The following is a 13,874-nucleotide window of genomic DNA, read 5'->3' as shown; positions in this document are numbered from 1 at the left end:
GGGGCTGGGGGTGGGGTGCAATGACTATGGGAATCACAACTAATTACCCGGACATCATATGAGGTACAAAATGCCAGACTTAAAATCAGATATAAAGAGTTTCTACCTCCTGCCTCAAAACCCGTAGCTTTGTACTTCATGCAAAAGAAAACTGCTGTATGATATGCAGCCGTGATAATGATTAGCTAAACTATGCTCATAGAAAAATATTATTTTCACTATTCTTTAATTGGCAAATTAAACAAACCACTAATTCTTTTTCTGCACGGTTTCATGGGTAACATCGATGAATTTTATGAAGCCATAAAATTACTATCTGACGATTTTGATTATTTAACACTTGACCTCCCCGGACACGGCAAAACTCAAGTTTGGGGTGAGGACGAGTACTATACAATGGCAAACACTGCTCATGCTTTAATCAACTTGTTAGATGAGTTAAAAATTCCCAAATGCTTTTTAGTTGGTTATTCAATGGGTGGAAGATTGGCTTTATACCTCACCCTACATTTCCCGGAACGTTTCTTAAAAGTTGTGTTGGAGTCAGCTTCCCCTGGTTTGCCAACAGAAGTAGAACGATTAGAACGAATTAAACTTGATACACAAATCGGCAGTAAATTAACAAGAAGTGTTGAAAAAAGTGATTTTGCTGCTTTTCTATCAAATTGGTACAATCAGACTATTTTTGGTTATATAAAAAATCATCCAGAATACGATCCTATGGTAGAAAGTCGGTTGCAGAATAATCCATTAGAATTGGATAAATCACTGCGCTTCATGGGGACTGGCTGCCAACCTTCTTTATGGGAAAAACTTAAAGAAAATAAAATACCTATGCTTTTACTAGCAGGTGAATATGATGAAAAATTTATATCTATTAATACAGAAATGGCTAAAATATGTAAATTTGCCCAGATAAAAATAATTAGTAATGTTGGACATAATATTCACTTTGAAAATCCCTTGCCATTTGTGGAAAATATCAAAGATTTTTTCTACCAAGCAAATTAAAAACTAGAATCGCTTCCCTATCTATTTAACCATTGCTACCCTAATTTATGAGTTAATTCATTTTGAATTTTGAATTTTGAATTTTGAATTCCCTGAAGGGGTTGGTTGCTTAACTGCGGTTAATTCCTCTTGCAACATTTTCTGATAAACCTTAGATAAAGAGCTACTAACAGAATTAGTTTCTATACCATATCCTAGACTTGTCCAGGTGGGAGAGAGTAGCCGCAAAACATCATTTAACTTTCCCTGACGCAACAGTTGAGAAATATCAGTTCCCCAAACTTTAGAATCACTTAACCAACGGTAAACTACTACATCTTGATATTCTGCTTCAAAACTATAAGCAGTCCAAAACATCATGTGCATCGGCTTTGGGTGATAACGGGGGGCTAAACGATACCAAGTAATGTTGATAATTTGATATCTGCCAGCAGCAGTGGAACAATTACCTATGTTGGGGCCTGTGACAATTGTGACGCATATCTCAGGATGTCGGCTCAGGTCGTTGACTTGCTGTCCACCATACAACAGCGAATAGGGACGATTGCCACTTGCCTCACTCGCCGAGATGGTTCGCATTAAAGCGCGGATATAGGGGTCGCCCTGTTTCATGACCAAAGGCGGCTGTTTCTCTTCAAAGATGGGATCAGAAGGCGATCGCAAGTCTCCAATATACCATTGCAACAAATACACAAAGCCGAGAAGCGCCGCTATTGGCCCAATCAGTTTTTCAACGCCTTTGAATTCAAAGCCTTTCAGAGTTCGACTCCTTCAAATTTGCTTTCTTTGCTAACAACAATAATCTCCAAACTCATTTTGGCAAAGTTCACACTTTATTCGCTCATTTTTTTAAGAATTAGAAAAAAGGAGCATAAAGTTAAGTATAGCAAGCGGCATACTTCCAAAAATTCCGAGTAAGTATCGCCTTAGTCGCTTCTTGTAGCATTCTTCTCCCGGTAAGAATTGAAGACGACTCTTGGGGGTTTAGCATTTCTAAACCTCTACGTTTTGCGTGTCTGATGGCGCGAGCGCTTGTTATAATTAGATAGTTGATTTTTCCAACGATTAGCTATGACAACAGAAATATTAAAATCTGTTGAACCTACCCTTTACGAAGAAGATTATTATTTATGGGTAGAAACAACACTTAAACAATTAGAAAATAAAGATATTGAAAATCTCGATTGGCAACATTTAACAGAAGAAATTGAAGCTTTGGGAATTGAACAAAGACGAAAAGTAGAAAGTTACTTAAAACAATTATTAATTCATCTTTTACTTTATCGTTATTGGGAAACTGAAAAAGAATATTGTCAACGAGGCTGGCAAATAGAAATAACTAATTTCCGTGATGAGCTAGAATTTTCTTTTCGTTCCAAAACACTTTATAACTATTCTGTTAACTGCTTAGATGCAGTTTATCTTAAAGCCAGAAGACAAGCAATTCAAAAAACAGGTTTCCCCCCTGAGATTTTCCCGGAAAAATGCCCTTTTACTGCTGAAGATATTTTAAATAGTGAGTATTTCCCAGAATAAAAGTAATTTTGTAGTGAATGTGCGATCGCCTTTCATATCTGCGATAATCCAGAGCGATCGCTTTACGGAGTAGAATCAAGGAGCGGTCAATTTAGATCGGATATCAGCACTGTTGAAATAGCTCCTTAAAGCTTTTTGAGGCTGCTTCAGGCTTGGCAACAATTTCGACAATTTTATTGCGTGCATCTGGTTCAAGCAGCGCCTCAACAGCAACTTGGGCGACTTTTTGCCTGGGGATGCTACCGTCAAACAGTGTATCAGCACTCTGCATCACGATCGCGTCGGGGTTATCTTCATTCTTCAACCCACCAGGTCGCACAATCGTATAGGTAAGACCACTTTTCTGGATGTACTCTTCAGCTTGCTTTTTCCACACCAAAATCAGCCAAAACAAGTTCAGCGGATGGAAAAGCTGCGAAGTACACAATGAAGAAACAAAGACAAAATGCTCAATTCCCTTTGCCTTCGCAGCATTTACTAAATTTTTAGTCCCTTCAAAATCCACTTTATAGGGGCCAGTGGGGTCAAAGCTAGGTTTTGCTCCAGTAGCAACCAACAAAACTGTGCTATCTCCTAACGCAGAAGTTAAACTTTCTGGTTGTAACACGTCGCCTACTACCAATTCGGCTTCAGGAGACAGAATACCCCTAGCTTTCTCTATATCCCGCACCAGGGCTATGACGGGAATATTCCGCGCTATCAACTCTTGCACAATCCGGCGACCTGTTTCACCCGTTGCCCCTGCTACAAATGCTTTCATAAGAAATGCTATCCTGGGAAACTATTGTGTGCTTGCTCAGTTCTTTATTTTAGTAATTCTATGGAGTTGATGGCAGATTAATGAGGTTTCGGTGAAAATGGGATACTAGTACGAAATGACCCAAGCATCTGGGGAACTATTAATATAGACGAACGCAAAATTATACAGTAACGCATTTATGCTTTCAAGAAAAAGCGAATATAAATCTTGGGAAATAGCAGAAGCAGTTTTACCTGTAGCGTCCAGCCAAGAAGAAGCCGAGGACGCATTAAGACAAGCAAATGTAGCGACACTCACAACATTTTACGGTCGTTATCAAGATTTTATGGAAATGCCTGCCCCAATAGAGAAGGTTGCTGAGTATCTTAATGCTCACGCCTCATGGTTTTCTCGTTGCGCTGAACCGATGAAAGTGCAATCGCTTGGGGAAAATGGCTACGCTTTAGTAATTGGTCGTTTTGGTGCTTTTGGTTATGAAGTAGAACCGAAAATTGGTTTGGAATTGTTGCCCCCAGAGGAAGGTATTTACCGCATCCGTACAATCCCCATTCCTGATTACCAACCGCCTGGTTATGACGTAGATTATCGGGCATCTCTACAGTTAATAGAAACCCATGCTTCTACTAGCATTGCTGAGGTTACGAGAGTTGAATGGGAATTGGATTTAATGGTTTATTTGCACTTTCCCAGGTTTATTCAGCGATTACCCCAGTCTATAATTCAATCTACAGGCGATCGCTTACTTAACCAAATTGTCCGCCAAGTCTCCCGCCGCTTAACTCGCAAAGTTCAGGAAGATTTTCAGAAATCTTTAGAAATACCCTCTCCTGCTAATTCTCATAAAAAACGGTGAGTCAACAGTCATTTGTCAGTTGCTATTAGTTTATGACAACTGACAAAGGACTACTTAACTATGCTTTAGTGAGAATTCTTTGAACAATTTGCACGCCGGTGACAGCCTGCCAAGCAAAAAGTCCCAAAAGGGTGAAATTTAGCAAAATGTGAGTTGCACGCGCCCAATTTGCCCCTTTTTGCATATAAGGAGACAAAGCAGCAGAAAATGCAATCAAACACATCATACCCAGTCCTGCTAGTAGGTGAGACCCAACAAATAACTTACCATTATTGATGTAGGTGACAGCCATAGCTGCGATCGCACCTGTCACCATCAAAGCTAGGAGTATAGACCCCATTTGGTAGTGTCTGACGTTATATCTACCTTTAATCAGTTCTTTCTTTTCTTCCCCCTGAGCATTTCTGGTACGCTGTACTTGCAGTCCCAAGTAGCCAGCATAAATTGAGAGTGCTAATAGCGCCCACATCAGCACCGGATGGAAGAAGTTCAGCCAATATTTCACCGACGCAGAAAGTTCCAGACTCATCGTGTTCTCGCCTAATTATTAAATCTTCATAAAAATTAGCATAACTCTATTTTTTGTGCTTAAAGTTGCCCAAATTAAAAGAGGCTGAGGGATGAGGAGAGAAGACAACAGTGAAGCCTCCCTGACTTTAATTTGCATCCAGTCAATAGGTAGAATGCTTGCCAAGACTGCATTTATTAATTTTGAATTTTGAATGAGTGAATTTTGAATTGCCTAACCCTCTTGCCAAAGTGGATAAACAATCTCAGACTAAATTTTAAAGGTAGACGAACAAAACCCCCTGTGTGGGATCTCATCCATGACTGAAAACAACGATACTTTGCTGCTAAAAGCTGCTAAAAGTGGCGATATCAAGGGGCTGTGTGCGCTACTGGCTGCTGGTGCGAGGGTGGACGCGTGCGATCGCCTTGGCACAACGGCGTTAATGTTTGCTGCCAATTTAGGCTATACCGAAATTGGGCGATCGCTGCTGGATGCTGGGGCAGATATCAACTTGCCCAGAAAACTCTATGGTTTGACGGCTTTGATGTTGGCGGCTAGTGCCAAACAGCTTGATATTGTACAACTTTTACTATCCAGAGGTGCTGATGTCAATGCCACTAATGAAGATGGCAGCACAGCTTTAATGGCAGCAGTACTCAAAGGTCATATCGATGTAGTGCGAGTTTTATTGGCTGCTGATGCCCAAGTTAATATCGCCGATAAAGATGATGATACGGCGTTGAAACTCGCCGTTAAGCAGGGAAAAATAGAAGTTCTACAAGCAATTCTCCAAACAGGTGTCGATGTCAATATCCCAAATGAGGAGGGTGAGACACTCTTAATGCTAGCGGCAGACTTGGGACATCTGGAGATTGTGGAAGCACTGCTAGCAGTAGCGGCTGATGTGAATGTGAAAAACGCTGATGGTGGAACTGCCCTATCGGCAGTAGCAGCTGCTGGACATAGTGCGATCGCAGCAGCTTTACTAGATCGAGGTGCCGAGATTAATCTCCAAGACCAAGATGGTGAAACTGCTCTACATCTTGCCGTTGTGGAAGGCTACATCGATGTGGTGCAAGTGTTACTTAACAGGGGTGCAGATGTCCATATTAGGAACCATCTGGGTGATACACCACTGCTTGTAGCAGCGTTGCAGGGACATAGCCAAATTGTCGAGGCATTGCTGCATTCTGGGGGAGATATTAATGGGAAAAATCTTGGTGAAGTACCTTTGACGTTGGCTGCATCACAAGGACACACCCAAACAGTGAAAGTGTTGCTAGACTATGGTGCTGATGCCAACACTCCGGGGGATGATGGCAAAACTGCTTTGATCAAGGCAACCGAACGCAAGCACACAGAGATCATACATTTGCTGCTGGCAAAGGGGGCAGATGTGAATTTTCAAGACTCAGCAAGGGCAACATCATTGATGTGGGCTGCCTCAGCAGGTTATGACGAAATTGTGCAGTTATTACTCCAATCTGGGGCAAATGTGAATTTGAAAAACCGAGGCGGTTATACTGCTTTGATGATTGCAGAATTTAATGGTTATAAGAATGTGGTGCGGAGTCTGCAAAAAGTTGGGGCGCAAGAATAGCCATCTGAATTCTTCATCTAAAATATTTTCAGAAATATCTTGACAAATCATTAAATGAAGGTTAATAACTTAAATATCAAGGAAGTTTAAAACAATCAAGTCTAGACTTCAGAAACAAAGAAAGCAAAACTCCGTCGTAGCTGTTGTGAACTTGCTACGGCGGAGAAAGGAAAAATTAAAACGCCAAAACGGAGCAGGCTAAATGCTTGCGTCACAAGGATAGAAAGAAAGCAAAAATGAAGAAGTAAATTTACCTTTTACTTTTTACCTTGTACCTTTTACCTTTTACCTAGTCTCCCCCTTGGCGTTTCCTACTGTGCTAGATGTGCAAAATATATAGTTTTTACTTGAACAGAAAAGTATTCTAAGGATCATTTTTTATGTATCATGCTAAAGGCTAAATACAAACGAGTCTTGAAAAAAGGTTGATGTCCGACCATTTGGGCGATCGCTACGGAAAGTCAAAGAAAAAATAAATAAAAAATTAAATTTAGTAGAATCACTGTGATGAATCCCCAGTTATCATCATCTGAAGCATGGACTGATGACTTGACCAAGCAAAAATAGCTAATGACTATAAAATTTGCAGAACAACTAGTGTCATATCATCAGTGTTTTGCTTATCAGCACCGATGAATTGCTGAACTTGGTCAAAGAGGTAATCCACAATCTCCTCTGGCCCATTGCAGTACTTACAAGCCGTATTGAAGCTAGTGACAAAATTATCTTCATCAAAGCGATCGCCACCAGCAGCAGCAGCATCGGTCAAGCCATCTGTATAGTAAATAATTGTATCCCCCGGCTCTAACAGTACCTGGGCATCCTCATATTGGCTGTTAGCATCCAAACCGATTAGCATTCCCAAAGTATCTAAACGGCTGACAGTTTTTGTAGCTGCGTGCCACCACAAGGGAGGATTGTGTGCTGCATTGCTATAAGACAAAATTCGCTTATGGGGATTATATTCTGAGTAAAATAGCGTTACAAAGCGGTGGGAGTTTTCCAAATCCGCATACATAACTCTATTTAAGTTTTGCAGAATTCTTGCTGGGGAATTACCATGTAGCACTTCTCCCCGTAGCATTCCCCGCATCATCGTCATAATCAGCCCAGCGGGGACACCTTTGCCCATGACATCTCCAATAACCAAACCCCAGCGACCGGTTTCCGTGCCGCCTTTGGTCTTGGGCTGAATCTTATTGTGATTGGTAGCAATAAAGTCGTAGTAGTCTCCGCCGACGCGATTGGCAGGTTTACAGCGTGCCGCTAGGACTGCACCAGGGATTGTGGGGCATTGACGTGGTAGAAGTCGCCGTTGAATTTCTGCGCCAATTTCTAATTCTTGGTCTAGGCGTTCTTTTTTTCTTAGTTCTACAGCTAATTCATCGTTTTCGATCGCTACTGCTGTTTGGTCTGCTACTAACCTAACTAACTTTTGCCTAGTTTCTGTCCAACTATACTCTGGATCGCGGCTCAAGACATAGAGCCATCCCCGTTCTGTATGCTTCACCAGAATCGCCGTACCAAAGATTTGCACATCTGGCCCTAAATAGCGATGCATCTGGTCATCCAAAATCCCCGTAGCATTCGCTAGAGGGGCAGTATTGGGCACAAGCGTGATTTGACTGCTGGCTATTTCTAGCGCTTTGCGGATATTCTTTCGCTGGCGACTATCTTGCCAATGTAACTGTTCTAACCTGACTTGACCATTAGGTTTGTAGAGAAACAGAGCGCTGCCGTCTGCATCTGTCACTCTTGTTGCCATCAGCGGGATAAGTTCCAAAAACTGATTCAAATTATTGAAACTTCTCAGGGCAAATCCTAAAGAACTTAGCAAATCTTGAATTTTGTTCTGTTCCCGGTGCAACCTTGCCACGAGTTCTTTGAGTGCCACGACTGGTGTGACATCCGTCGCGGCACTACTATTGTTGTCAGTGGGTTGAGAGGGCAGTTGAGACACAGGCACAGGTACTATTGCACTTTATATTGGCAGATTTTAGATTACTTATAAATCTTTTGGCTTTGGCATTGCTAAACCATATTTAGACAAGATTTGTCATTTTAGCAAGAGTATAAAGACGTAACAGGCAAATTTTATAAGTATTTTATTTGCTTATTGTATTTCTGATGGAATATTAGTAATTTCAAATCATGTATTTTTAGTCCAAACCCAACCCGTAAAAATTACTAGTTTCGGTGATAGTTCACAAAGATTTTCATTTTTTCATAACTTAATTCCCAAAGCATATCTCTAAAGTCATAAAAATACTCTATTCAAAAAATAATTTATAACGCTTTCAGAGTAATTGTTTAGGCAGAGGCAACTAGGAGACTAGAAGTTTTTTGAGTGAAAACCTCTAGAAGCGCTCAAATCGGGCTTGGTTTGGTAAAAAACAGACTTTAACTCATTCCCAAACCTGAGAATATGTAAATAAGTCTTCAAATACTTAATTTGTATACCATAATTGCCGGGATAATCGCCAAGATTGAGCTTTTCCATTTTGAATTTATCGTTTTGGGAATTTTGAGTTGCTGAAGATGCAAAACTTAAACCCATTTAAACGGGATAAAAATGAGGTAAGCCTATCTTTTGAGTCAGTAGTAACAGACTTAAACCATTAGGCTGTAATTGATTTGGGGTGGGAGTCATTTGGTAAGTGTAAGACATGAATAGAAGAGATGACACTAAATCTATAAAAAATATCCTCCAAAAACTTTAAGTCAAAAGCCAGAAAGAGTGTTGTCGTTTAATCATCAGAATTCAAACCTCTCGATTTATTACATAAAATATTTGTAGATACTTCCGCAAGTAGCAGCTGATAATACACCTGGGAGTGTTGAAGCAGCTGACTTACACCAATTCGCTTTTTGAGTCCACAGTTCTGATGTTCGGAAGCCGTCCTTCTCTTCAGGTAGGTGCTGGGCAAACAGTTGACGCTCCTACCACTACTACTTTGTCAAGCTAGTAATCAAGGGTTTGTGGTGAGTTAGCGCGGGAACAGGGGGTTTCCCCCATGAGCGACTAACTTTCCCGTTGGGTAAGCACTTTAGTGCTTAGAAAATAAGAACTAAAGTCCTGACTACGAACTTCGCACTGGTTCGCCTACGCACTGCTGATCGCTCAGACTGCTGTCCCACCACAATAGTTGTATTTGTGGAAGTGAGCATCTCGCCTGCCCTTTAAATTGCTGCAAAATGCGAGTTTACGGACTTTTGTGTGTCACAACTAAATGCCCGTGCTGCTACATTTAAAAAGCCCATTCCAGGTGTGAAAAAGGGCATTAGCTAGAAATTTTAGCAAAAGTCACACATTTATTGTGACAAATTCATGATTTTAGGACTTGGGCTGTTTCCAGTATTTTGTTTCTAATTAGTTCAAGTGATAATACCAGATCAGTCAGCCCTAAATTTATCAGTTTGTCAAGAAAAGTTTTTAACTCCAAATTTTTAAACTAGCCACTCAAGAGAGCTTCGACAAACTCATAGCTAGAAAAGGGGCGCAGGTCTTCAATTCCTTCGCCAGCACCAATAAAGCGAATGGGTAAACCTAGCTGTTGCACAACGGCAAGGGCAACGCCGCCTTTAGCGGTGCCATCTAGCTTGGTTAAGACAACGCCACTCAGTTGGGCAGCTTGGGAGAAAACTTCGGCTTGCCGCAGTCCATTTTGACCTAAAGTGGCATCTAGAACCAACAGTGATTCTACTTTGGCATTTGGGGCTTTTTTGTCGATAATTCGCCGGATTTTGCTGAGTTCGTCCATTAAATTTTTCTTGTTTTGCAGTCGCCCAGCTGTATCTACCAGAAGTAATTCTGTTTGACGCGCTTGAGCGGCTGCGATCGCATCAAACACAACTGCTGCCGGATCTGTATTCTTTCCCGGATTGGCAATTACTTCCACACCACTTCTACTACCCCAAACCTTCACCTGTTCCACGGCGGCGGCGCGGAAGGTGTCTGCTGCCCCAATCAAGCATTTATAGCCAGACTTTTGTCCCAGGTGAGCAATTTTGCCGATGGTGGTGGTTTTACCGGCACCATTCACCCCAGTGATTAACCAAATGTTTAAGGTTTCTTTTTCTGGGGTAAAGGTAGTTTTGTGGGATGTTTTGCTTGGCGCATCCAGCATATCCCGGAGGATTTTTTTCAGGTAAGCGATCGCTTCTTCAGGTGCAGTGACTTCTTCTCGAAGTTTTTTCTGTAGAGCATTGATAATAAAGTCTGTCGCCTCTACACCTACATCAGCTTGCAGGAGCAATGCCTCAATTTCCGTCACAGCAGCTTGGTTAAGCGGCCCTTGACCAACGATCGCCTTCAGTTGGTTGAGAATACTACGGCGAGTTTTGTCTAACCCTTGCCGGAGCTTTTTCAGCCAGGTAATTTCTTCAATAGAAACGTCTTCTGGACTTCTACCTTGAGCTGCTAGAACTTTCGCCGACCAGACAAACCCATCATCAAATACCAGTCCGGGAATTTCCTCTTCTGTCTGTGAGGTTGCAGCAACTGGCTGTACTACCTTCGGTTCTGGGACTTCAATGGCGGTGGCTATTAGTTGTTCCAGCTTGGCTTGCCGTTCTGCCGCCGCCCGTTCTAAGAAGGATAAGGTGGCTGGTGCTGTTACCTCTGGCGTAGCTAGTGCTTCGGTGGGTGTTGGTTCAGCTTCATTTGCCGTTAGTTCTGGGCTTTTGACATCTGGCTGATCAGCAATTGCTGCCACTGAGGAATCTTCTGTACTTTCTGACTCAGTAGCTGCTTGGATAACTTCTGGCTGTGAAGTTTCTACGGTTGTACTAACAGGTTCCTCAGTTGCTTCTGGTTCGGTGATTTCCGCAATTGGCGTTTCTGCGGTTTCAGTTTGTGCTGATGGTGCTGGGGTATCTGCTGAATCAGGCGGGGTTTCTACTACCTCGGCTTGCTGTTTTTGCTGAATATTTTTGTAGGCAGCTTTAGCAAACGCCAACAAGTCTGCCGTTGTGTCTGGTGCAGTTTCAGCCGTTGGTGTTGACGTTTCGGCTGGCTCTGGTTGGGGTTCTTGTGCAGGAGGAGTTTCTTCGTGTTTCTGATCAGAGGAATCGTTATATTTACGACGGAACCAATTAAAAACCATTGCAGCAGTATTGGTTATATGGGTTATGAGTTATAAGTTATGAGTTTAATTTAACTTTGCACTTTTTCTTGGGGTGAAAACTTCCGGGTTATCCTCACCTTTCAACGCCAGTTTGAGGAGAATCCGTCAACAGAGGGTTTCTTCCGTTCGCGCAGCGTCTCCCCTTGGGAGAAATTCCGCTCGTCGGAGGAAGCCGCAGAAGCGGCTACAGACTTTTCTCCACGGCAGTATACGAATTATGAATTACGCAACGGTACTATGCTGTTTTTTTCTGCTCCGTTACTCGGCGCAAAACACCGTTAATAAACCGATGACCATCGTCTCCACTGTAGCGTTTGGCTAGCTCCACAGCTTCGTTGATGGCGATACTGTCTGGAACTCCTAAGAACCTCATTTCTGCCACAGCGATTTGCAGGATATCGTGGTCTATTTGGGCGAGGCGAGTTACTTGCCAATCTACTAAGGCACTAGAAAGGAGTTCATCTATAATGTGTCGATTTTCGCTGACGGTAATCACAAGTTCTTTAGCGTAATTCCGAACTCCCTTGTCCTGATTAGCTAACTGAATCAATACTGGGAAATCAACTGCCGTACCCAACTGATTGATTGCTGTCTGGGTGCAGGCGATCGCTTCTTGAAGCATTGTTCTGGCAGTATCGAGGTCGGAGGCGCGAGTTTGGCTACTTAAGAGGCGATCGTTACTGCGTTGCAGTTCACCTGCGGCATTGTCGAGGGTATCTTGCACTTCTAAGGTCAGGGTGCGTACTGCTCCTAGCACCAACTTGGATACTAGTTGATCGTCTTCCAATTTATCTAATTTCTTTGGGTTGACTGGCAATTGGCTAAGGCTTAAAAGCGCCAATTCACGAGCAATTTGCTGGGGTTTACGAGGTTGCATAAAACTGAGGGGTGATTGGGCGAGAACTGATTAACTAAGCCCGACAAACTTACAAGTCTATCAATTTTGGCACAGTCAAACAACAACATTACGTATTTGCTTGTGACTTTGCCAGATTGATTTTAACTAAAGAGGCAGGAGGTAGAGCGCAGGAGGCAGGAGGAATACGGCCCTCTGCCTTGTTCACGTTTCTTCAACGGGAATAACCTGCTGCTTGATTTGGTCGTGTTTCACTTCCAGTGTGGACTCTTTGGGGAAAACCAAAGGCCTATTGGGCGCTACAATGCCACCTGATACAACTATTTTAAAGGCGTCTTCAATCGACATGGAGAGGTTCACCACCTCGTCTTCAGGAACGACTGCGTACCATCCGGTAGTCGGATTTGGGGTGGTGGGGATAAAAACACTTAGTACAGGGCGAGACATCTGGGCTTGGATATCACTGCTGATTGCACCAGTGACAAAACCGATCGCCCAAATTCCTCGGCGCGGATACTCTACCAAAATTACACGGCGAAACTTGCCATTAGAATCTTTTAGTATTGTTTCTAAAAGCTGTTTAAGAGTTTTGTATACCTGTCCTGCTAAGGGAATTGCCTGTAATAACCGCTCGCCAAAATCTAACAACCACCGTCCAGCAATATTTCGAGCCATCAAACCAATTACTAATATACTTAGTAGTGGTACAGCCAATCCTACTAATAAATTCAGTAAATTTACTAAAATAGGGTTTAACCCATCAAAGGGATTCAGTTGTTTGGGAATTTGGGTGAGGAAGTTGATTACCCAAGTAGCAATGGTAATCGTTAGCCAGATAGTGGTTGCTAGGGGAATTATTACCAACAAACCAGCAATCAGGTCGTTTTTTAAGTCCTGTTTTAGGCGATCGATTACCAAGCCCCGATTCTCCTGTTTTAAGCTAGAGGAACTTTTGTTATTGGTATCCATACCAGCAGATTCGTCAAATTCCGAAGACTTTAACTTTAGGCAGTTTTTGCTGCAAGTAAGTGTCCAAAACGTTAGCAAGTTGGCTGCTGCCGCCAAAACACGTACTTGTTGCTGGAAATCAGCTATTTTCCTACAAGCATACACATATACATTGACCAATCCGATCGCGACTGGTTATTCTCAGAGGATATTACTTTTTGTTGTAAGACTTGTAATTGACACTCTCAGCACGCTTGGTGACTGAGATTCTTAAGAGATAAAACCCTAGTGGATCTTGATTCGTAACGGCTGTGCCAAACAGCCTCTAGACAGTCCGGTAAAACCATTTTGCTTACTTTTTCTTCCGATATTCGCAGCCCCATTGGAATCTGCATTAACCAGATGTCCACATGCGCTCCGATACAACCCCCTTTTTACTCGCCTACCAGAAAATTCTATGATTGTTGCAAGTCTCTTGTATTACTAATCTACCGCGCCCAATCAAAAGCTGCTGATGATTAGACCTCTTGCATAATTATTTTGTGGTATAATAATTAATAATTTTATAAAAATCCAGATCAGAATCTATACAGAGAATTTTTGTTACCTCATTGGCATGTCTGATAGAGATAGAAAGCAAATTTTTAAAATCCCTGATTCTATAGCAGGGGAC

11 protein-coding genes are annotated in these 13,874 nt (G+C 42.2%); 4 read left to right on the top strand and 7 right to left on the bottom strand.

Annotated features, from left to right (window positions below; all coding sequences use genetic code 11):
* The first annotated feature begins 192 nt into the window (after positions 1-192).
* On the top strand, positions 193-1,011 hold the full coding sequence (gene menH, locus HWQ41_RS17360; RefSeq protein WP_292765218.1) for a 2-succinyl-6-hydroxy-2,4-cyclohexadiene-1-carboxylate synthase: 819 nt from the start codon (positions 193-195) through the stop codon (positions 1,009-1,011).
* Positions 1,012-1,068: 57 nt separating this feature from the next.
* Here menH and HWQ41_RS17355 read toward each other — a convergent pair whose 3' ends face one another.
* A complete protein-coding gene (locus tag HWQ41_RS17355; RefSeq protein WP_292765224.1) occupies positions 1,069-1,734 on the bottom strand; it encodes a glycoside hydrolase family protein in 666 nt (221 codons plus the stop codon).
* Positions 1,735-2,082: 348 nt separating this feature from the next.
* On the opposite strand from HWQ41_RS17355, the gene HWQ41_RS17350 reads away from it, so the two are divergent.
* Positions 2,083-2,547, top strand: a complete 465-nt coding sequence (locus tag HWQ41_RS17350) for a DUF29 domain-containing protein (RefSeq protein ID WP_292765215.1) — start codon at positions 2,083-2,085, stop codon at positions 2,545-2,547.
* A gap of 103 nt (positions 2,548-2,650) precedes the next feature.
* Here the strand turns inward: HWQ41_RS17350 and HWQ41_RS17345 are convergent, their stop codons facing one another.
* Positions 2,651-3,307: an NAD(P)H-binding protein gene (locus HWQ41_RS17345; protein WP_292765212.1), complete on the bottom strand. Its 657-nt coding sequence runs from the start codon at positions 3,305-3,307 to the stop codon at positions 2,651-2,653.
* 178 nt (positions 3,308-3,485) lie between these two features.
* On the opposite strand from HWQ41_RS17345, the gene HWQ41_RS17340 reads away from it, so the two are divergent.
* Positions 3,486-4,160, top strand: coding sequence for a DUF1997 domain-containing protein (locus tag HWQ41_RS17340; RefSeq protein WP_292765209.1), 675 nt, complete (start codon positions 3,486-3,488; stop codon positions 4,158-4,160).
* 58 nt (positions 4,161-4,218) lie between these two features.
* Here HWQ41_RS17340 and HWQ41_RS17335 read toward each other — a convergent pair whose 3' ends face one another.
* A complete protein-coding gene (locus HWQ41_RS17335; protein WP_292765206.1) occupies positions 4,219-4,689 on the bottom strand; it encodes a DUF4079 domain-containing protein in 471 nt (156 codons plus the stop codon).
* Positions 4,690-4,987: 298 nt separating this feature from the next.
* Here HWQ41_RS17335 and HWQ41_RS17330 point away from each other — a divergent pair, with 298 nt between their 5' ends.
* Positions 4,988-6,271, top strand: a complete 1,284-nt coding sequence (locus HWQ41_RS17330; RefSeq protein ID WP_292765204.1) for an ankyrin repeat domain-containing protein — start codon at positions 4,988-4,990, stop codon at positions 6,269-6,271.
* A 574-nt stretch (positions 6,272-6,845) separates the two neighbouring features.
* Here the strand turns inward: HWQ41_RS17330 and HWQ41_RS17325 are convergent.
* The 4 genes from HWQ41_RS17325 to HWQ41_RS17310 all read right to left on the bottom strand — a co-directional run bounded on the left by HWQ41_RS17325 (position 6,846) and on the right by HWQ41_RS17310 (position 13,222).
* Positions 6,846-8,237, bottom strand: a complete 1,392-nt coding sequence (locus tag HWQ41_RS17325) for a PP2C family protein-serine/threonine phosphatase (protein ID WP_292765202.1) — start codon at positions 8,235-8,237, stop codon at positions 6,846-6,848.
* Between the two features lie 1,486 nt (positions 8,238-9,723).
* The gene (ftsY, locus tag HWQ41_RS17320) at positions 9,724-11,376 is read right to left on the bottom strand and encodes a signal recognition particle-docking protein FtsY (protein ID WP_292765200.1); all 1,653 of its coding nucleotides are present in this window, start codon (positions 11,374-11,376) and stop codon (positions 9,724-9,726) included.
* 256 nt (positions 11,377-11,632) lie between these two features.
* Entirely contained in the window at positions 11,633-12,274 is a 642-nt protein-coding gene (nusB, locus tag HWQ41_RS17315) for a transcription antitermination factor NusB (RefSeq protein WP_292765198.1), read from the bottom strand.
* Positions 12,275-12,457: 183 nt separating this feature from the next.
* Complete coding sequence (locus tag HWQ41_RS17310; RefSeq protein WP_292765221.1) at positions 12,458-13,222, bottom strand: DUF502 domain-containing protein; 765 nt, start codon at positions 13,220-13,222, stop codon at positions 12,458-12,460.
* Positions 13,223-13,874 lie beyond the last annotated feature (652 nt).

The sequence above is a fragment of the Nostoc sp. NOS(2021) genome, assembly GCF_017115025.1.
Taxonomy (GTDB): Bacteria; Cyanobacteriota; Cyanobacteriia; order Cyanobacteriales; family Nostocaceae; genus Nostoc.
Note: the sequence above shows the minus strand (reverse complement) of the source record. Positions and strands in the feature narration are given on the sequence as shown.

Excerpts from the sequence above, each read along its gene's own strand:
- menH (WP_292765218.1), top strand. The coding sequence starts at position 193 with ATGCTCATAGAAAAATATTATTTTCACTATTCTTTAATTGGCAAATTA.
- HWQ41_RS17350 (WP_292765215.1), top strand. The coding sequence starts at position 2,083 with ATGACAACAGAAATATTAAAATCTGTTGAACCTACCCTTTACGAAGAA.
- HWQ41_RS17345 (WP_292765212.1), bottom strand. The coding sequence starts at position 3,307 with ATGAAAGCATTTGTAGCAGGGGCAACGGGTGAAACAGGTCGCCGGATT.
- HWQ41_RS17340 (WP_292765209.1), top strand. The coding sequence starts at position 3,486 with ATGCTTTCAAGAAAAAGCGAATATAAATCTTGGGAAATAGCAGAAGCA.
- HWQ41_RS17335 (WP_292765206.1), bottom strand. The coding sequence starts at position 4,689 with ATGAGTCTGGAACTTTCTGCGTCGGTGAAATATTGGCTGAACTTCTTC.
- HWQ41_RS17330 (WP_292765204.1), top strand. The coding sequence starts at position 4,988 with ATGACTGAAAACAACGATACTTTGCTGCTAAAAGCTGCTAAAAGTGGC.
- ftsY (WP_292765200.1), bottom strand. The coding sequence starts at position 11,376 with ATGGTTTTTAATTGGTTCCGTCGTAAATATAACGATTCCTCTGATCAG.
- nusB (WP_292765198.1), bottom strand. The coding sequence starts at position 12,274 with ATGCAACCTCGTAAACCCCAGCAAATTGCTCGTGAATTGGCGCTTTTA.
- HWQ41_RS17310 (WP_292765221.1), bottom strand. The coding sequence starts at position 13,222 with ATGGATACCAATAACAAAAGTTCCTCTAGCTTAAAACAGGAGAATCGG.